The following is a 19492-nucleotide window of genomic DNA, read 5'->3' as shown; positions in this document are numbered from 1 at the left end:
CCTTATTCCAATGTTTCTGTTTTAATCAATGCCCAAGAATCTTCAGCAACAAAGTTCATCGCTTCAGTAAAATTATAATTTTCAGGTTCAGTGTTCCAGTATTGTTGAAGTACTTTTACAATATAAGGATGCTTCATAAAGCTGTGACCAAGTACCTCTGCGTATAAGCCATAACTGACTAAGTCGACATATCTGGTAATGTGGTATTGTTCATGTCCTTGATATAAATTTTTAAGAATCTGTTGTGATTTCAAGTGATTGATGTCGACTTGTTCTAATTCATGCGCTTTTCGAAAAACAATATTACTTATTTCAATCAAATCTAAAGCTAAGGATTGTTGTTCATTCACTTGGATAATGGCTTTTTTCAGCAATTTTTTCTGTTGGATATTTTCCCAGTGAAAATATCCACTAGGATGGATAAATTCCCATTGGGTAAAATTTCCCAATAAACTATTCATTTGCTGTTCATTGAATATTTGATCCAAATAAATCATTACTCGTGGGTCATACCATCGAAATAAAATTTTGGAATCAATATCTTGCAATACCAAACTGGTTTTAAACTTTTGGTTCAACTGATCATTTTCATAATGAGAAGCCCCAAAACCATGTACTAAATACTGATCATTGGAAATTTCAAAATTATTAAGTAAATGTTCTGCTAGCTGTGGTCCGATCTCTTTTAATATCTTTTCATCTAATATTTCTATAAAAAACAGATGCGTGTCTTTATAGCGACTGCCTTTTGCCAAGGGAATATAAATAATATTGTGTTCTCTTAAACACTTCTTTAAATCATCAAAAACATCAGGCGCTAATGTTTCATCAAGCAATACTAACAGCCGATGATGCTGGCTAAAGACTGCTTGCATTTTTTGATAAATTGCTTCTACGGAATGAAGTTCAGAGGATATCGCCGTTTGTTGTAGAAAGTTCTCACTCATCATAAGATCACCTTCGCTGATCCATTTTGAGCTGCCTGTCCTTGTTTCGCAGAGCAATCAGGCAAGTCTAAAGCTGGCGGATTTATAGAAGCTGGGGAAGTCAGTTTCTGTTGCCCAGATTTCACCTCAAATAAGCCACCTGTGGTTGAAAACACACCTGAACCATTAATCTTGAGTTCAGAACCATCACTGACCAACTTAATTTCCTTCGGACTGATGATATAAACTGCGTCTTCGGTTGAAATGATTTGAATGCCTTTACGTGCGATCATATCCAACCCATCACCCTGCGCTTGGATCTCAACTTTACCTTTTCCAGCAAATAACTTTGCACCTTCTTGTGCCGCAAAAAGGCTAATTTTAGCGCTGGCATGTCCAATCAAAGCCTTTTGTGTACTTAGGTTAATGCTGTCGCCTGATGTGTGGCTAATTTGCCCATCTGCTGAAAGATGAATATCTTCATTACTGGTAAGCGCAATTGAGTTTGGTGAAGCCAACATCATCACCGCAGACTTAAATTCATCTGCTTTTTTCGGATCTTGTTGAGCCAATACGTCGATAAAGCCTTTGATATTATCTAAAACTTCTAAAGGATCAGTCTGCTGATTCTTGGCAACCTCACTTAATGCTTTAGAGTTATTGAGACTACTTTCTAACTGATTTATGCCCGCGGTCACATCAAGGTGATTGCCCGAGGCTGAATCCTGAGCATAAGTACTCAGTAATAAACCTTGTCCTGCTCTTAATGCACCCCACTGGTCAGTTCTCAGTTCAAAGCCTTCACCTCGTCCTTCGCTAGTGTCTGTCTCTTTGGGATGACTTAAATTACCGAGGTTAAGTTGACTCACCCCATGACTGCTCTGTAACTGACTGCTGATTTGCTCAGTACTATCATCAAATCTAAGTTGGTTATAGCCACTGCCTTGATACTCTCGACTTTTTATTCCTGACAGTTTTTTGGTATCAGGCAGTTTACCTTTTTCATCAAACTTGCTTGGATGACGATGCGCTTCATGAATACGCCCCACCACAAACGGCCTGTCAATGTTGCCATCGAAGAAATCTATAACGACGACCTCTCCAACTCTCGGTAAGAATCGTGCACCATAGCCTTCACCAGCCCACGGCGTCAGTACATCCACCCAAGCTGAATCGGTGTCGTTATCATTGGAACCAGCACCACCATCGTGGCTATGATCTTGATTGCGGGTAAACAGAAAACGTACTTTGATCCTTCCCCACTCATCCACATGGATTTCTTCTCCACTTGGTCCAACCACTCTGGCACGTTGGGGTGACGCAATCGGACGATGTTTTAATGGATTGTATTCTGGAACAGTGGTGATATTGCGACGTTGTAGCACCAACTGATTGGCTTGGCGTTCATCACTATTGTTTGTCGTGATATTGGTTATTTGCCAATTGCTTTGCTTAAGCAAATTTTCAACCTGATGGGTCAACTCTTTTGGTAGATTATTTTGATTATAAAAGTGCTTCGATATGATTAGGAATTGCTTATCGGAAAAATCGTGTTGATCAATTTCGGGATGCCCATTTAATTCAAAGATATAACCCACATGTGCATCACGTACTGTAGATATTGCGGTAAATTGTTTGGCTTGTGAGTCATAGTAGTTACTCAGATTTTCATTAAAACGTTCAATTTGACGATTACCTGATGCTGTTGCACCATCTTCTCCATTCAAGTCTTGGATCCATGCTGGGCTAAAGTGCCAAACTTGCTCAAGAGCTAAACTAGCATTGTCGTAGTTTTCACTATGCTTGTGTTTGCTTAGAACACTGCCTGCACCTTCTTCTATTTCCAGTACATCGGCTTGCCAACGTTGAATATGTACTGATGTAGGCTGAATAGAACGCTGTCCAATAAATGAGATAATGCTGTCCTGCCTTTCGGTGGGACTGCTACGATGAAAGCGAATATTCTTGCGTTCTAAGCTGGTGTATTGAGTATTGTTGTCAATCAAACGAAGCTTTTGAGGTTGAATTTGTTCACTGAAACTCGATACTTTAAGTTGGGCTTCATCAATTAAAGTATTAATCCCTTCAGAAAAAAGCAGACGTTGAACAAAGTCTATATCCCGTTCATTATTCTGCATAATAAATGGGCGAACATCGTCGTCTTTGGTTAAGCCACTTTTATCCAATGTTAGACTTGAAGCAAACAATGGACTTCGCTCGCGCCATTCCTGAAATATAACTTCAACTGCTTGAGGCGCAGACATATTCATAAACACTCTGGAATTTCTACGATGCTTCCAAAGTGCGGTTGGATCTTCAACTGTCAGGCGGTAAATCGTCAGCGCACCATCGCTCGCGCCCACATCTGCTTGGGTCACAATCCCTGAAATTCGATTGAGTTCTGATTTATCATTCACAATATCGACAGCCACTTGGCTACCGATAAATTGCTTTAATGGAATATTCATTGACGTAGACAAGCAAATCAATTGTAAATGAATGCCTTTGTTTAATTCATGCATCCCATCAATACGTTGTAAAAATACCAGTTGATTAAGATCAGTGTTTGAAAAAGACGCATGCATGGCACGCTTTTGAGCAGTAAGACCCAATTTTTCAAAGCAAAATAAATATTATTAAACATGAGTTATTGTATAGTTGTTCTAAATTAAGCACACTCTACAAAAAAGATCATATTTTGTCCACATTTAATTTTATCTACATAATTTATTGTATTTCATTTCGTTTCGATAGTTTTCTCCGATACATTACCGCCCCCACAGTTAAATTAAATTTTTCGCATAATTCTTTTATAGAAAGTGTATTTAATTCCTGTTGATGCTCTCTTACCCAATTTAGAAGAGAAACTCGTTTTTTTTCACCTAATAATTCTTTTAAATAAGAACGAGAAGTTAAAATCTCCTGTTCAGTTTTATTGAGTCGTATCGCAATCTCTTTGATTGAATACTGTGTACTCAAAATGATCTCTTTATGTTCTAATCGCCACTCTTTTTTTTCATTCAAACGTTGTACACGTATGTCATTTAATGTAGGTATACCAAGTTCTTTACATACCAGATTATGCGCTCGCCTTGCAGCTTTAAGATTTTTTTTATTCAATAACGATTGTACTTCAAAAATATTTTCAGATTTAGCTAGTGCGTCTTTGTTGTTTTGTACAATTTTACGATTTGCATAACCAATTTTATTCTTACGTAGTTTGTTACTACGCTGAACTCCTTCCTTTCTTAAAAAGGTGCAATACTTTGTAACTTCAGTTTGAGTTAATCCATATTTTTCTTTTAACATCTGAAAGCTTTGAGTAAACAACTCATCTTGATGTTCAAACATCCAATCTCTTAAAGTAGATAAAGTATAGTCATATTTTTTTTGAAGACCCAATGCACGTCTAAATCTAGTGATTATTTTAACCGATAATCCGAGTAATTTCATAGATTTAACTCGATCATGTTTCTTTAAAAACTCAGCTAAATCATTGGTCAAAATGTAAACATATTGACTCTTTGCAATTTGCTCGTACATCCAACCTTTGTAGATCATAATCCCAGCTTGTGTATTTCGCTCTTCATATACATCCCAGTCTTCACCTTGCCAATCCTTAATTGTCTTTATTGGATAAATTTTATATCTTTTAGCCATAACCATTAACATTTTTTGTATTCGTCAACAATTATTCTTTTATCAAATTTTACTTACAACTTAAAGAGATTTATCAAGAATAACTTAAAAAACAAAAATTATCTTTCAATGCATTGAACAAATTAATTTTTCAAGCAATAACGCCTAAATAGCAAGCAACCAACAGCTTAAGATACAAATCACGAATAAATCTACCAATTTTCATAGATTGACAGGTTTAAATCAGCTACATAACATCAGGGCAATCTTGGATACATAACATTGGTTTTATTTTGAATTTTCAGTATCAGTTAAAAATAATTTCTACAGTGAGTTTGACACTTGCGATTACAGCATGTTCGTCTTTGGGAGGCGGCTCTGTGCAAAAACGTGCTGCTAAACTTTCGACTGGAATCCAAAAAGCCTATTCTGTCTCTCCAGACGTTGCTAATCGCGTATCCCCAATGATTGTACAAAGCGCAGATCAGTATGATGTAGATCCTTTACTGATTGCAGCGACCATACGTCAAGAATCGAGCTACCGGAGTTATGTCACCTCTCCATCTGGTGCTGTCGGGCTTACCCAAATCATGCCACGTTATTGGCAACAAGCCTGTCCTGGTGATTTGTTTGATGAATATACCAATGTACGTTGTGGCACTATGATCTTGGCAAAATATAATCAAAGTGCAGGAAGCTGGAAAAAGGCCTTAGCCTACTACAACGTTGGACCCACAAATTACCAAACAAATCGTAAAATGAAACGTCAAGGTAAACGATATGCGAAACAAGTCAAACAACATGAAAAACAGTTAAAGTCTTCTTTATAGAAGTTTAAGAATAGGGGCTGAATTTCAATAAAATAAACCCACTGCTGCTACTTGAGTGGGTTTATTTTTTTAGTCCATAGCAACAATAAACAGCATAAACATAAATGATTTAATTCAATCTTAATCTGCTGAAATATCTTCAAACAAAACGGAAGACAAATAACGTTCACCCGCATCTGGAAGAATGACCACAATGGTTTTGCCTGCATTTTCAGGACGAGCAGCTAATTTTGCTGCAGCAGCTAAAGCCGCACCACTAGAGATACCGACAAAAATACCTTCTTGAGTGGCACTTAGACGAGCAAAATCAATCGCTTCTTGGTTATCGATAGCAATAACTTCATCCACTAAATTTAAATCTAAGTTTTTAGGAATAAAGTTTGCACCAATCCCTTGGATCTTATGTGGACCAGGCGTTAACGTTTCACCACGTTTGGTTTGTCCAATAATTGGTGAATCTGCGGGTTCTACAGCAACGGAGTAAATCGCTTGCTGCTTGACCTTTTCAAAATAACTTGAAATACCTGAAATAGTACCGCCAGTTCCAACACCAGCAACAAGGATATCAACTTTACCACCAGTGGCTGCCCAAATTTCTGGGCCAGTCGTTGTCTCATGTATTTTTGGATTGGCTGGGTTTTCAAATTGTTGCGGTAAATAATATGTTTCAGGATGTTCAGTTACTAGACGCACTGCCTCGTCAACTGCACCTTTCATACCTTTTGCAGGTTCAGTTAAAATTAAATTTGCACCCAACGCTTTTAATACTTTACGGCGCTCTATACTCATACTTGCTGGCATAGTTAAAGTGATGGCATAACCTTTTGCCGCTGCTACAAATGCCAATGCAATTCCAGTATTTCCACTCGTAGGTTCTACAATATGCATACCTTTTTTCAAGAGCCCTTTCTCTTCTGCATCTGCAATGAGTGCAGCACCTATTCGATCTTTAACTGAAAAAGCAGGATTACGGCTTTCAATTTTTGCTAAAACCGTTGCGCCACCTGTAATAAGACGATTGATACGAATAAGTGGTGTATTACCAATTGCTTCAGCATTATTAGAATAAACAGCAATACCTAAGTTTTCAGTTGCTGGAAAATTTGGATCTGTAGACATGACCTTTCCTTGAATTTAAATGAATTTATATCAATCTATCATAATGCTTTTCTATGAAACTTTGATATTGAGTAACTGAATTTAATTATACCGATATTTAAATAGTTTATTGATAAAAATCATAAGTTTAGTTTTTAGGCAAAGTGTTTGACCGATTTGTCATCAAATCAAACTATATATTTGTATATTATTTCAAGCATAATAACCATATGACTCATATTTAGAGAATATTATGGCAAGCAATGCTTATCAAAAATTTTATCGTCAATTTACAAAAAAAATCTTAGATAAAATCGTCAGCCCACAAGTTTTAGGCGATACAAAAACACTTGAAAATACAGTTAATGATCCAAACACAGCCAATTTTCCAATTTGCTATGTCATCCAAGATGACTCAACTTCGAATAAAGTCTTAATTGACAATGAAACAGAAAAAAGAAAACTCAGCCCTGCTTTTGCGCCACTTAACCTAGGATCAGATTATCAGGAAGATGATCGTTTTATCACTTTAGAACCGACCAAAAGCAACGCCTCTGCATACTACCCAGACAAAATTATTCGTTTGGTCGAATATTTATTAAAACACCCTGAACAAGATGTGCTTTTAGTACCAACAACGATTTTATGGGGGCGTGCGCCGGAAAATGAGGACAGTTGGTATAAAGCATTGATGACTGATGCTTGGGCTAAGCCAACGGGCATTAAACAAGCACTCAACATTACTCTCTATGGCCGTAATAATTATATTGAATTCCATCAAGCAGTTTCTTTACGGCAGTTAATTGACTCAGCCATTGAACTCACACCCAATTTTTCACCAGCGCATTATGTGGTGACTGAGCTTAATAAACAATTTAATGGCTATAAAGAAGCAATTCTTGGTCCTGATATTTCAGATCGTCGTAATGTAATTAACAAACTCATGCTGAGTGATGCGGTCAAAGAAGCCATTCTCAATGAAAGCATTCATAAAAAAATCAGCATCAATGAAGCCGAAGCACTCGCGCATAAATACCTCGATGAAATCGTGTCTGATTTTTCTTATTCGACCTTACGCTTTGCTGAAATTGCTTTAACCAAATTGTGGACCCAACTCTATGACGGTATCGAAGTACATAATTTCGATACAGTTCGTGAACTTGCCAAAGATTATGAAATTGTCTATACCCCTTGTCACCGTAGCCACATTGACTATTTGTTATTGTCTTATGTGATTTATAACCGTGGCTTGATGGTTCCCCATATTGCAGCAGGCATTAATTTAAATATGCCTGTAGTTGGGCAATTGATGCGTGGCGCAGGTGCATACTTTATTCGACGTAGCTTTAATGGAAATGCGCTCTATACCGCCGTCTTTAAAGAATATATCTACAGTATGCTCAATCGAAATACCCCCATGGAATACTTTATCGAAGGTGGACGTTCTCGTACTGGACTTTTATTGCCGCCTAAAAAAGGTATGCTCGCAATGACCATCCAAAGTTATTTGCGTGGGAATAGCAAACCGATTGCATTTATTCCGACTTACTTTGGATATGAAAAACTGATCGAAGGCAGTTCATACATAAAAGAGCTGGGTGGGCAGAAAAAACAAGCTGAATCACTATTTGGACTACTTAAATCTATTCAAAAAATTGAAAAAGTCTTTGGTGTTGTCCATGTCAATTTAGGTGAACCGGTTTTCCTTGAAGATATCTTAAAAAAGAACAATGCTCCACAACGTGTTGCTTTGCATGAAGAGATGCCTGAGTCAGTTAAGGCCACGGTCAATGATGTTGCGTTTGATATTTTGGAAAATATCAATAAAGCAGTAGTGATTAATCCTATCAGTTTAATTTCTCTGGTCTTATTAAATGCACCAACTCATGCTTTGGCAGAGCGTGAAGTATTGGTACGTTTAGAACAATTCCGCAATCTACTCAAACAGCATCGCTATGATGATCGTATGCAAATCACTGAGCTTTCCAATACAGAAATCATTCAATATGCCATGAAACTGAAACAAGTTGAATTGATTGAGCATGATAATGAACGCTGGGTGAAAGTCAGTGATATACAGGTGGGCTTGCTTAAGTACTTTAGTAATAACATTATGCACACGTTTATATTGCCAGCACTCATTGCTAAAATATTGAGAGTTAAAACAGAGCAGCAGAAATTTGAGATTTCAAAATTTGATTTATATACCCAAGTCATCGAACAATACCCACTTATTCAAAAAGCCTTCTTTTTAAAATGGGATGAGTCTGAGATTGAGAGTGAAATCAGACAAATTGTCGATTATTTTGTTGCTGAAAAATTAATTACACTCGAAGCTGATCAAAGCATTAAAATTTTAAATGCAGATCCTAAAATCCGCTTACTTTCTGCCTTTTCTCATTTGTATGATGTCAATGTTGTAAAAGAATCTGAGAAAGACGGAAAAGAGAAATAATCCTTTATTTTTGGTTTTGATCCGCAATCAAAAGAGTTCCTTCATTCACTTGGATAAGGAAATTTTTATAAGCGCATATAAATCAATGCAATGAATATATTGCTTAACACTATAAAGCTTTCATTGCCACGTTTTAACCTCTAAAGTCTAAATAGATTTGCGTAGTTGATGTCTCACTCTTGTGCTACAAACAAAGCAGTCTTTGTTCTTGCTCAGATGAAAAGGTGACAAAATCTTTCGTTAAGCGAGGGGTACATCCTATCCCCCCGCTCAACATGGCAACATCCATGTTGCCTCACGATAGAAAGACCATCTATAATCCAAAAGTACAAAATAAATTAATCACCAAAAGCTTCTAACAAATTGTATAAAAACATAAAGTTCATTGGATATGAGTTATTGAAATCAAATCACTTGTCTGAATAATCAGGCGGTTTGACTATAGTTTTTACTTAAATAGTTGTTACTTAACCACCATTAACTTAGTCTGTTTTAAAGGCAATAAAGCCATGATAATTCAATACTTGAGCAAAGCTTTCCACACGATTAAAGCCTGCTTGTAAATACAAAGCGCTCATTTCATCAACAGAAATTAAAGCAAAATCTTGTTCAATTCGATCTGTCATAAGTTGCGCCTGTTTTTCTGTTAATCCTGTTGCTAAACTCAAATTTTTTAAAGTTTTTAATTGTTTGGCATTCGAAATTTCCATCAATTCATAACTTAAACATAGACCAGTATTGCTTAAGCGATTTGCAATATCTTTTAAGAATTGTGCTTTCGCATCGACTGGAACAAAATGTGTAACCAAGATAGCCAAAGCCACATCAAAACTCTCATGGACTCGTTTAAGAACAGATGTATCACCTTGCACAAACTGAATTCGAGAAGAAAGCCCTAAATCTGCTATATGTTGTTTGGCTTTATCAATCATATTTGCTGCAGGATCGATTGCTGTAAAATTCCAATGAGGAAATTGCTCAGCCAAATATTGCAGTTCATAACCTGTACCACATCCCACGACTAAAATCTTCGCTTGAGTCGATACATAGCTCTTTAATACAGCATGGACTTGTAAATGTATCAGTTCATAACCGGGAATTAATTTACGAATATGTGCATCATATCCTTCAACTACAACTGGATTATTAAAGTCCTTTGCCATTTCTTTAAGCCTTGTAATGATGATTAATACTATTCCTGAGGATGTTTGACTTTCACTGCCTGTAAACAAAAATCAGCGATTTGTTTTACAAAATACTCTTTATAGCTTTTATCAAAACGCTTGGTCTTGGCGATACTTAAAGGTTCAATCACAACGAAAGTCATTGCGCCAACGATGCACAATGCGGTGGTGTTTAGATCCTCAAAAATAAACTCGCCTGAATGACGTCCTTCTGTCAAAATTTTAATAATACTTTCTTTAATCAATTGCTTACTTTGAAAGCGTTCTAACTCAAATTGAGGATCGACTGGTTCAAATAATAAAGAATAAGAGAGTCGAGGGCTGTTCATTGCCCTTTTTACAAAGGTTGTGACTGCTCGATCTAATTTTTCTATCGCACTAAGTTCAGTATGTGCAATATCATTGAGAATATTAACTTCGATATGAATCGCTGCATTTAAAACTTCAATCAATACCTGATTTTTATTTTCAAAATATCTGTAGACCAAACCACTTGATACACCCGCCCTATCTGCAATTGCTTGAATTTGTGCATCTTTAAATCCTCCTTGTGCAACCAATTCACGTGCAGACAATAAAATTGTCTCACGGTTATGTTGCATTTTCTCTTCCATGACAGAGGATCTTTTATAGTTCATAGCGATATGTAAATTCCATTCCAAATAAACTGGCAGCGAATAGTTTGCCCTGTTGGTACTACAAGGTAATGCAGACTAAATACTAATAAATTTTGCAGCAATAAGCTATCCACCCTGATCGCTTGATTCAATATTTAATAAATCATTGATGAACTTAATTATCTTGTTGAGGTTATTTTCTACCCTTGCTGATTTATCAATTCCTGATCGATCAAAACAGTCATTTTAAATTACTCCTTTTTAGAAAATGAACCTTTTTAAATCATTAATTGATTCTACAATATTCTTAAATGATCTGAGGCAACTTCTTAAGACAATGCAAACATGAGTTGTCCGATAATCCCCCCTTAAATTGGTCATTAGCCCCCTTTATTAAATCCACTAAAAATGATTCACTAAAATCATAAAGATTTCAGATAAAAGTTAAATAAACTAATAGCTTAACCTCTATTGTTCACTTTGTTTATCTGAATTTTATATGCGAAATAAAAAAAAACATTCAAGGAAAGAAAAGCATGAAAACTCAATCACTGATTCTCAGTGTCCTCAGCATTTTACCCACTGCATATACTCATGCAGCTGCGATGGATCAATCTGGTCAATCGATACTGGCGTTTCTTGAAGACAAGAATTATTTCGAAGCCAGTATTGCCACAGTTGACCCAGAAGTATCAGGCAAAGTCCGAAATCGACCTGATTTAGTCAATACAGGGAGCAATGATTTAACTACAGGTGATATGGCACAATCATATCAATACTATAATGCTGCTTTAAAACTGCAAATTGCGCCAAAAGTTTCCTTTGGGCTCATCTATGATCAACCTTATGGTGCTGCAATCGAATATCCTTTACGTAGTAATAATACCTTCTCTGATACCGAAATCAGTATGAAAGGTACCATTGCGGATGTTGATACTCAAAATATTGCGATGTTATTTGGTTTTCAGCCAGATGCCCATTTTAACCTTTACGGCGGTGCGGTATACCAGACAGTCAAAGGCAAAGTGTCTTTGCGTGGTAATTCGATGAGTGTGTTTAATGGCTATGATGCTAATTTTAAACAAGATAATGCTGTTGGATGGCTTGCTGGTGCTGCTTTTCAGATTCCTGAAATTGCTTTAAAAGCAGCGGTAACTTATCGTTCTGAAATCAAGCACAAAATAGATGCTCAAGAAACCATTTTTGGACAACCTTTAGCATTCACCACTGATAAAGATACAGAAATCAAAACGCCACAATCGGTAAATTTAGATTTTCAAACAGGCATCTATAAAGACACGCTGGCATATTTAAATGCACGTTGGGTAAATTGGAAAGATTTTAGAATCCGTCCAACACAGTTTGGTGCACTCACTGAACTGGCAACAGCTGAGTTAAGCCAAGGCCTGTATGCTGGTGGATTCAATCTCGATGACTATCAAAAAGACCAATACAGCATCACTATTGGTTTAGGACATCAATTTACACAAAAATGGGCTGCGTCGGCTGATGTTTCATGGGATTCTGGTACTGGAAATCCTGCTTCTGTATTGAATCCTACCAAAGGCGGTTGGGGCTTAGGGTTGGGTGTTCAATACAATCCTGCTGAAAATTATTTTATCGCAGGAGGCATCAAATATATTTGGATTGGGGATGCCACGGCACAAGATGGTACCTATTACATTCCGGTACCCGGTGCTTCAGAAATTGCCTAACAAGGTGATTATCGTGACAACAATGCCATAGGCTATGGTTTAAAAATAGGTTACCGTTTCTAATGCTCAATGCATGATCTTGTTAAAATTGTTTTTAGCGTAGACTTCATTCTAGTGTATATACTTGAGAATGAAGTCTTTTTCTTTTTATTCAAAGACAAATTCATTTTTCCGTCATTTGTATACGCTATAAATTTTAATGATCAATATGAATAAACCTCAGTAAAAAACCAACTTAATTAAAGGATCTAAATATGAAATTATTACGTTTAATTCCAATTCTCGCTTTAGGCACTATCTTAACCGCATGTGGTGGTATGCCAAAGGAATGTGAAGAATCTTGGAAGCATATGGAAGACTTGGCAAAACAAAGTGGCATTCCTGAAGATTCACTAAAAGAACAGAAAAAAGCCTTTGAAGAAGAAATTAAAAAGTTATCTAAAGAAGATGCTATTCAAGCCTGTAAAGCACAGTCTTCAATCATTGGCATGGTTAAGTAATTTATCTTTAATCTACAAAATGGATGCTTCAATTTGCAGGCATCCATTTTGATTTAGCATATAGGTCATAAGCAAAACTTTAATTTTTACATTTTAATCGTCACAATTTTTTGCTTCACTATAAATAAACATTGGGCCTAAATCATAAGTCTGATCATGCCTTTTCACTTGTAGAATGAATGCACTTGAAATTGAACCATCTAAATATAAAGCTTGATCTGTTTTGAGCTGCGTCTTAAAAATATCAGCAAAATTATAAAAATTAATTTTTTCACGACTTATCACGAAATACAGTTGATTATTCTTAATTCCCACCCCATTGCGAACTTTCAATGAATCTGAGTTTTTAACGAAAATTGGATTGATCTCACCATTGATCAACAACATTGGACCAGATTGTGTTGCATAGCGAGCTTTAAAATTAGATTTAAGATATTGCTCAGTGGTTTTAATCACAGCTTGCTTATTGTTCCAAGCAACCACGCCATTGGGTTGCATAAAAAAATTACCAAATTTATTTTTTTGCTGGTTTAATTCTGTTTGTTGTTTACCTTGTTCAATGTATAAACCCACTGGTGTAAAATTTGGATGATACATTCCTGCATTCATGGCAAAACTGATCTGGCATTTTTTACGCTCTTTTTGTACAGCTGCGAACTTTTTATAAGTTTGTCCTTGTTGGTTTTTTAAAAATAGTTGTAGCTGATCAAGATCGTCGATACGTACAGCATCTGCGATCACCTTCTTGTCTTTGATTATTTTGATATAGTCGGTATTGGCATTGACTTGAAAGGAAAGTGCACTCAATCCCATCATGCTTATCAGCGCATATACTCCAGTTTTCAAATTCATAACAACCCCATTCAAAGTGTTATATTTTATCGTGTGATCTATTGAATAATGAAGGCTAATTAGCATTTTTAATGCATTTTTTTACTTAATTATCACTTTAAGGGCTATCAAATTCATTTTGCATCGTTATAATCAAACTATCCTTTCAATTAAATACATGTGTACACTTTATTTGAACTGAGTGGGAATATGCAGACAAAACAAATAGCTAAATACCCGTTAGGTGCGCATTTAATCGTCAAACATTTTGGCTATAGTCATCATGGAATCTATGCTGGAAAAGGTCGTGTTATACATTATTCTGGACTGGCACATTTTGTAAAAAAACGCCCAATCGAAATCACTTCACTTGAAAAATTTTCACATGGAAAAGTGATCCGTGTCCGTTACTATGATCAACCTAAGTTTTCTGGTCGTCATGTGGTTCGACGTATGCGTACACGCATGCACGAAAACAGCTATCATTTAATTATCAATAATTGTGAACATCTGTGTAGTTGGGCAATTACAGGGGTTGAAAGTAGTCCTCAAGTGGTAAAAATGATGAACCGTTTAACCACGATTGGCTATATCAGTTCAATCATGACCTATATGAATGGCTTATTTTTAACAGTTGCAACCACCTGTTTTGCTTTGGTTTTATACATAAAAATGAAACTCAGGGCTCAGTCAAAATTAAAACTTCCAACCTATTTATCACTTAAAGAACAACAGCCTAAAAAGTAAAATACTCAACGAGGTTCTTCACATGACCTTAAGTAAAGCCCTGATTTTAAATTACCATTAAAATGGTGGAAATTTGTCTTCAACCAATTTGAGTTCTAATCCGTATTCCAAATAAGCTTTTAAACCATCCAGCACTGTGGTGAATCCCCCAGTTGCATCTATAATAAATTGAATTAGTTCAGAGCCTTGAAGCGAAATATCATAATTTCTAATTTTTAAATAAGTTTGCTCTGAGCTGATTTCTTCAAATATAAAATCTACCGATGTTTTGGGTTCACCCCAAGTAATTTGAATCAATTTATTTTCAATAATGTTAAATACCATAACCTTTGAGCTGACTTGATACTTATCCCAACTCCATTGCACAATTTTGCCTTCTTTTAGTGGTCCTGTAGATCGACTAAACCAGAATTTTGAAGTAATGTCAGGATCAATAAATGCATTAAAAACCGCAGACACGGGTTTACGAATTAACATTTGAGTTTCAATGGTTGGATTCATTCTTATTACTCTTCTAAACTTATATTGAATTATATAGATAACAAAGTGATACTGATAACATAAGTGCTATATAATCAGTATCATGTTTTTGTTAATAAATTTAACCAATTAGTTTTGAATAAGTGATGATTCAACGATGCTCTGATAGCGCTCTGAAAATTGACCATTCCAATATGGATAATATGGATATGCTGGATAAACCGCACTGGCTTGATTTAAACGCTGTAATTGTGAATCCATAAGCACTAGATCTTTTGCAATGAGATTATCTTGCAGTTGTTGTTGATTTCGAGCACCAATCAATACAGTCGAAACGGTAGCTCGTGTTAACAGCCATTTTAAAGCAATTTGTGGGACTGAATTTCCCGTTTCTAATGCAATCTGTTTTAAAGTATCGATCACTTGATAAAGATATTCTTTGTTTACGGGTGGTGCAAATTGTGCTGTTTCATGTAAGCGACTATTTTCAGGCATAGGACGCTCACGATCAAACTTACCCGTCAAACGTCCCCATCCCAAAGGACTCCACACAACAGCACCAATATGCTGATCATGATTTAAAGGCATCAATTCCCATTCATAATCCCGACCTATCAATGAATAATACACCTGATGTGCTACCATTTTTTCATAACCATAACGATCTGCAATCGACTGTGCTTTCATCAATTGCCAGCCTGAAAAATTAGATGCCCCGATATAACGAACTTTTCCGCTTCGGACCAATTCATCTAAAGTTTTCATAAGCTGATCGAGTGAAGTAAAGCTATCAAACTGATGTAACTGTAGAACATCGATATAGTCTGTATTTAATCGTTTTAACGATTGCTCTACTGCATGAATTAAATAATGACGACTAAATCCGACCTGATTCACTTGCTCATTGCTACGAAGCGCAACTTTAGTTGAAATAATCGTACTGTGCCGATAAGGCGCTAATGCAATTCCAAGCATTTTTTCAGATTCACCGTCTGAATACACATCGGCAGTATCAAAGAAATTAATTCCTGCATCTATACATGTGCTAATCATTTGATTCGCTTCGATCTGCCCTGTTTGTCCCCATGCAGAAAATAGAGGACCTTTTCCTCCAAAGGTTCCAGCACCAAACCCCAGCTCAGATACTTTTAAACCAGATTCGCCTAAAAAATTATATTTCATGATCATTCACCTTGATTGAATAATGTGTCTCATCACAAAATAACAACTTGGTATTGTTTAAAAAATCAGGATAATAAGAAATTACTTTTTCGATTTTATGGAAAATGAATACACAAGACTTTCATTTCTTCTTACGTGTCGCAGATTTGGGTTCAATCAGCCAAGCCGCAAAAGAAGCCAATATTGCAGTTTCAGTGGCAAGTCAACGAGTGCAAAGGCTTGAAAATCAGCTTAGCCTTAAACTTTTTTATCGCACGACACGTAAACTGAGTCTGACTGAAGAAGCCAAAATATTGATTAAGCAAGGACGTCCACTTCTCGATAGTTTTCAAACATTGACCGAAAATTTAAAGCTTCAAGATCAAAAACTTTCAGGGAGCATTAATATCACGGCTTCCGCAACCTTTGGAACCCAGATACTAGTTCAAGTTATTGCTGAGTTTTTAAAACACCACCCTGAATTATTAATCAATCTAGATTTAAATGACCAAAATGTAGATCTTATTACCCAAGGTATGGATATCGCAATTCGCATAGGCAAACTACAAGACTCTTCTTTAATTGCAAAACCTTTATCTATCAATAAACGCTTACTTTGTGCTGCACCTGAATATCTAGCTAAATTTGGTATCCCCAAACGTTTAGAGGATTTACAGCGACATCGTTGTATCGTGCAGCGTCATCAACAAGGCATCACCAATACATGGAACTTTCTGGATCATGCTAAATCCAATCAAAGATTAAATATCCACGTAAATGGCTATTTTATTAGCAACTCAGGCGAAGGGATTCGTCAGGCGTCTTTGGCAGGGCTCGGCATATCCAATCACTCACTTTGGCATGTCAAAAACGATTTAGATTCAGGAAAACTGGTTCATGTGCTTCCTAATTTTATGGTAGAACCCACTGCTATTTATGCTGTTATTCCAGATAAAAAATTAATCTCTGATAAAGTAAAAGTTTTTATTGAGTATTTACAGGATTACTTTAAAGAATTCTAATGATGATTTGCCTAACATTATTCGTTATTCTAAATGACAAACATAATCTACAACTTCGCTAGATTGCAGACTAAAACGACTATTTGCAGGTACAGTAAAAGATTCTCCACAACTGTAGACCTCCATTTCTTCTTGATCTGCTATCCGAACCAAGCATCTTCCAGAAACAATTTCAATGCGCTCAGTCACATGAGTTTCAAAAGTTAAAGGTTTCTCTGTGGGTAAAATTACCCCCAATGTTTTCTTCGAACCATCTTTACATTCGATAAGATAACTGATTGATCGTCCTTTATAATGAACATTAGGTTTAATATGGACCGTAACAAAATCAAATTGGGAAGACATATATTTGTCCTGATTATTATTTATGCATTTACTATATCTTTTTTCTATAGTATTACTCAATCAATTTTAAACAACATGAAAAAAACCTAGCCAAAGCTAGGTCTTAATTCATGATTTCATTCAGGATTGAATAAAATTATTTACCCGGTTTAAAGCTATCTTTCAAATCTAAGACACGATTGAACACAGGTTTATCTGCTGTATGATCATATTGATCCGCAACAAAATAACCCTCGCGTTCAAACTGGAAACGATCTTCTGGCTGCGCTTTTGCCAAAGCAGGCTCAATTACCGCTTGAAGTACCGTTAAAGATTCTGGATTTAAGTTTGCTAAGAAATCATCATCCGCATCTGGTGCAGCTTCGGTGAATAAACGATCGTAAACTCGAACCTCAGCAGGAATCCCTTTCGACGCAGAAACCCAATGTACAACGCCTTTCACTTTACGACCTTCTGGGTTTTTACCTAAAGTTTCCGGATCAATAGAACATTTCAACTCGATCACTTCGCCATTGGCATCTTTAATCACTTCATCACACTTGATCACATACGCATGACGTAAACGCACTTCACCCTCAGGAACTAAACGTTTAAAACCTTTTGGCGGAACTTCTTCAAAGTCTTTACGATCAATAAAAATTTCAGAGGTTAAAGGAATAATACGATCGCCCATATCTACATTTGGATGACGTGAATGGCTTAAATTCAAATCTGCTGGCAAGTTGGTCAAAGTCACTTTCAGCGGATTTAAAACAGCCATACCACGTGCTGCTGTATTTTCAAGGGATTGGCGAATACAGAATTCAAGCATAGCCACATCTACGATACCGTCTGTTTTAGATACACCTACACGCTTACAAAACTCACGTAACCCTTCAGGAGTAAAACCACGACGACGCATGCCCACCACAGTTGGCATACGCGGGTCATCCCAACCATGAACATAGTTACCTTCTACCAATTTACGTAATTTACGTTTAGAGGTAATCGTATAATCTACATTTAAACGGCTAGATTCATACTGACGTGGAACCGATTGTGAGTGCACTTTCTCAACAACCCAATCATAAAATGGGCGATGGTCTTGAAACTCTAAGGTACATAATGAATGTGTAATCCCTTCAATCGCATCTGACAATGGATGAGCATAGTCATACATTGGGTACATTTTCCATTTATCACCAGTTTGGTGATGTTCTGAATGAAGTACACGATATAGAATTGGATCTCGCATATGTACATTTGGTGATGTCATATCAATTTTGGCACGTAATACTGCTTCACCTTCGGCCAATTCACCATTGTTCATTTTTTCAAAACGAGCAAGGTTTTCTTCAATAGATGCATCACGATAAGGTGAGTTTTTACCTGGCTCGACAAAATTACCACGGTTAATTCTAATTTCTTCTGGGCTTTGTAGATCTACATAAGCATCGCCCTGTTTGATCAACTGAACTGCCCAAGCATGTAATTGGTCAAAATAACTTGATGCATAGCGAGGTTCGCCATTCCATTCAAAACCTAACCATTTTACATCATTGGCAATACCGTCAACATATTCTTGTTCTTCAGCATCTGGGTTGGTGTCATCAAAACGCAAGTTACATAAACCATCGTATTCTTGAGCGATACCAAAATTTAAGCAAATAGCCTTTACATGGCCAATATGTAGATAACCATTTGGCTCAGGTGGAAAACGCGTAACAACTTTTTGTGTACGGCCCGCTGCCAAATCTTCTGTAATGACTTGGCGTACAAAATCTAAGCCCGCTTGTTGTTCTTGCTGCGCATTATCGACAGGGCTTGGACTATTTGTCGGAGTTTTCGGCAGTTCTGAAACAACATCATTTGGCTTCATAGTTGATAAATCACTTCTAAAAGTTAAAATTGAATATATAAAATGTGATTTTATCCTTTTTTAACAAAAGAATTTCACATTTTT

15 protein-coding genes and 2 pseudogenes are annotated in these 19492 nt (G+C 36.4%); 6 read left to right on the top strand and 11 right to left on the bottom strand.

Annotated features, from left to right (window positions below; all coding sequences use genetic code 11):
* Window positions 1-2: 2 nt before the first annotated feature.
* The 3 genes and pseudogenes from AC4CVF_RS07040 to AC4CVF_RS07030 all read right to left on the bottom strand — a co-directional run bounded on the left by AC4CVF_RS07040 (window position 3) and on the right by AC4CVF_RS07030 (window position 4586).
* A complete protein-coding gene (locus tag AC4CVF_RS07040; RefSeq protein WP_490789134.1) occupies window positions 3-950 on the bottom strand; it encodes a DUF4123 domain-containing protein in 948 nt (315 codons plus the stop codon).
* Window positions 947-3570, bottom strand: a pseudogene (locus AC4CVF_RS07035) (type VI secretion system Vgr family protein). The gene AC4CVF_RS07040 and the pseudogene AC4CVF_RS07035 overlap by 4 nt, the downstream one beginning before the upstream one ends.
* An 83-nt stretch (window positions 3571-3653) precedes the next feature.
* A complete protein-coding gene (locus AC4CVF_RS07030; protein ID WP_419327282.1) occupies window positions 3654-4586 on the bottom strand; it encodes a hypothetical protein in 933 nt (310 codons plus the stop codon).
* 272 nt (window positions 4587-4858) lie between these two features.
* On the opposite strand from AC4CVF_RS07030, the gene AC4CVF_RS07025 reads away from it, so the two are divergent.
* Entirely contained in the window at window positions 4859-5395 is a 537-nt protein-coding gene (locus AC4CVF_RS07025) for a lytic transglycosylase domain-containing protein (RefSeq protein ID WP_419820354.1), read from the top strand.
* Window positions 5396-5515: 120 nt separating this feature from the next.
* Here AC4CVF_RS07025 and cysK read toward each other — a convergent pair whose 3' ends face one another.
* The gene (gene cysK / locus AC4CVF_RS07020) at window positions 5516-6514 is read right to left on the bottom strand and encodes a cysteine synthase A (protein ID WP_490789133.1); all 999 of its coding nucleotides are present in this window, start codon (window positions 6512-6514) and stop codon (window positions 5516-5518) included.
* Window positions 6515-6746: 232 nt separating this feature from the next.
* On the opposite strand from cysK, the gene plsB reads away from it, so the two are divergent.
* Complete coding sequence (gene plsB / locus AC4CVF_RS07015; RefSeq protein ID WP_490789132.1) at window positions 6747-8948, top strand: glycerol-3-phosphate 1-O-acyltransferase PlsB; 2202 nt, start codon at window positions 6747-6749, stop codon at window positions 8946-8948.
* A 482-nt stretch (window positions 8949-9430) separates the two neighbouring features.
* Here plsB and AC4CVF_RS07010 read toward each other — a convergent pair whose 3' ends face one another.
* Entirely contained in the window at window positions 9431-10111 is a 681-nt protein-coding gene (locus AC4CVF_RS07010; protein ID WP_490789131.1) for a class I SAM-dependent methyltransferase, read from the bottom strand.
* A 29-nt stretch (window positions 10112-10140) separates the two neighbouring features.
* Window positions 10141-10770, bottom strand: coding sequence for a TetR/AcrR family transcriptional regulator (locus AC4CVF_RS07005; protein WP_490789130.1), 630 nt, complete (start codon window positions 10768-10770; stop codon window positions 10141-10143).
* Window positions 10771-11285: 515 nt separating this feature from the next.
* Here AC4CVF_RS07005 and AC4CVF_RS07000 point away from each other — a divergent pair.
* Both AC4CVF_RS07000 and AC4CVF_RS06995 read left to right on the top strand, forming a co-directional pair.
* Window positions 11286-12527 (top strand): annotated as a pseudogene (locus tag AC4CVF_RS07000) (transporter).
* A 191-nt stretch (window positions 12528-12718) separates the two neighbouring features.
* On the top strand, window positions 12719-12964 hold the full coding sequence (locus AC4CVF_RS06995) for a hypothetical protein (protein ID WP_004719975.1): 246 nt from the start codon (window positions 12719-12721) through the stop codon (window positions 12962-12964).
* 93 nt (window positions 12965-13057) lie between these two features.
* Here AC4CVF_RS06995 and AC4CVF_RS06990 read toward each other — a convergent pair whose 3' ends face one another.
* Window positions 13058-13816, bottom strand: a complete 759-nt coding sequence (locus AC4CVF_RS06990) for a phosphodiester glycosidase family protein (protein WP_490789129.1) — start codon at window positions 13814-13816, stop codon at window positions 13058-13060.
* A 189-nt stretch (window positions 13817-14005) separates the two neighbouring features.
* On the opposite strand from AC4CVF_RS06990, the gene AC4CVF_RS06985 reads away from it, so the two are divergent.
* Complete coding sequence (locus AC4CVF_RS06985) at window positions 14006-14542, top strand: lecithin retinol acyltransferase family protein (protein WP_209826074.1); 537 nt, start codon at window positions 14006-14008, stop codon at window positions 14540-14542.
* A gap of 57 nt (window positions 14543-14599) precedes the next feature.
* Here AC4CVF_RS06985 and AC4CVF_RS06980 read toward each other — a convergent pair whose 3' ends face one another.
* Entirely contained in the window at window positions 14600-15043 is a 444-nt protein-coding gene (locus tag AC4CVF_RS06980) for an SRPBCC domain-containing protein (protein WP_336950962.1), read from the bottom strand.
* 108 nt (window positions 15044-15151) lie between these two features.
* Window positions 15152-16204, bottom strand: a complete 1053-nt coding sequence (locus AC4CVF_RS06975) for an aldo/keto reductase (protein WP_336950961.1) — start codon at window positions 16202-16204, stop codon at window positions 15152-15154.
* A gap of 104 nt (window positions 16205-16308) precedes the next feature.
* Between AC4CVF_RS06975 and AC4CVF_RS06970 the strand changes: the two genes are divergently transcribed.
* Complete coding sequence (locus AC4CVF_RS06970) at window positions 16309-17205, top strand: LysR family transcriptional regulator (protein ID WP_419327288.1); 897 nt, start codon at window positions 16309-16311, stop codon at window positions 17203-17205.
* 24 nt (window positions 17206-17229) lie between these two features.
* Here the strand turns inward: AC4CVF_RS06970 and AC4CVF_RS06965 are convergent, their stop codons facing one another.
* Together AC4CVF_RS06965 and AC4CVF_RS06960 are read right to left on the bottom strand one after the other, a co-directional pair.
* Window positions 17230-17550, bottom strand: a complete 321-nt coding sequence (locus tag AC4CVF_RS06965; protein WP_419327289.1) for a pyrimidine/purine nucleoside phosphorylase — start codon at window positions 17548-17550, stop codon at window positions 17230-17232.
* A 136-nt stretch (window positions 17551-17686) separates the two neighbouring features.
* Window positions 17687-19408 carry a glutamine--tRNA ligase/YqeY domain fusion protein gene (locus tag AC4CVF_RS06960; RefSeq protein ID WP_336950958.1) on the bottom strand — a complete coding sequence of 574 codons (1722 nt, stop codon included), beginning with the start codon at window positions 19406-19408 and terminating at the stop codon, window positions 17687-17689.
* Window positions 19409-19492 lie beyond the last annotated feature (84 nt).

This window comes from Acinetobacter sp. LipI_19, from assembly GCF_058242925.1.
This window is presented reverse-complemented; position numbering and strand designations above follow the sequence as displayed.

What these genes read in the sequence shown, in the direction of transcription:
- AC4CVF_RS07040 (WP_490789134.1), bottom strand. Translation starts at nt 950, where the DNA reads ATGATGAGTGAGAACTTTCTACAACAAACGGCGATATCCTCTGAACTT.
- AC4CVF_RS07030 (WP_419327282.1), bottom strand. Translation starts at nt 4,586, where the DNA reads ATGGCTAAAAGATATAAAATTTATCCAATAAAGACAATTAAGGATTGG.
- cysK (WP_490789133.1), bottom strand. Translation starts at nt 6,514, where the DNA reads ATGTCTACAGATCCAAATTTTCCAGCAACTGAAAACTTAGGTATTGCT.
- plsB (WP_490789132.1), top strand. Translation starts at nt 6,747, where the DNA reads ATGGCAAGCAATGCTTATCAAAAATTTTATCGTCAATTTACAAAAAAA.
- AC4CVF_RS07010 (WP_490789131.1), bottom strand. Translation starts at nt 10,111, where the DNA reads ATGGCAAAGGACTTTAATAATCCAGTTGTAGTTGAAGGATATGATGCA.
- AC4CVF_RS07005 (WP_490789130.1), bottom strand. Translation starts at nt 10,770, where the DNA reads ATGAACTATAAAAGATCCTCTGTCATGGAAGAGAAAATGCAACATAAC.
- AC4CVF_RS06995 (WP_004719975.1), top strand. Translation starts at nt 12,719, where the DNA reads ATGAAATTATTACGTTTAATTCCAATTCTCGCTTTAGGCACTATCTTA.
- AC4CVF_RS06990 (WP_490789129.1), bottom strand. Translation starts at nt 13,816, where the DNA reads ATGAATTTGAAAACTGGAGTATATGCGCTGATAAGCATGATGGGATTG.
- AC4CVF_RS06985 (WP_209826074.1), top strand. Translation starts at nt 14,006, where the DNA reads ATGCAGACAAAACAAATAGCTAAATACCCGTTAGGTGCGCATTTAATC.
- AC4CVF_RS06980 (WP_336950962.1), bottom strand. Translation starts at nt 15,043, where the DNA reads ATGAATCCAACCATTGAAACTCAAATGTTAATTCGTAAACCCGTGTCT.
- AC4CVF_RS06975 (WP_336950961.1), bottom strand. Translation starts at nt 16,204, where the DNA reads ATGAAATATAATTTTTTAGGCGAATCTGGTTTAAAAGTATCTGAGCTG.
- AC4CVF_RS06970 (WP_419327288.1), top strand. Translation starts at nt 16,309, where the DNA reads ATGAATACACAAGACTTTCATTTCTTCTTACGTGTCGCAGATTTGGGT.
- AC4CVF_RS06965 (WP_419327289.1), bottom strand. Translation starts at nt 17,550, where the DNA reads ATGTCTTCCCAATTTGATTTTGTTACGGTCCATATTAAACCTAATGTT.
- AC4CVF_RS06960 (WP_336950958.1), bottom strand. Translation starts at nt 19,408, where the DNA reads ATGAAGCCAAATGATGTTGTTTCAGAACTGCCGAAAACTCCGACAAAT.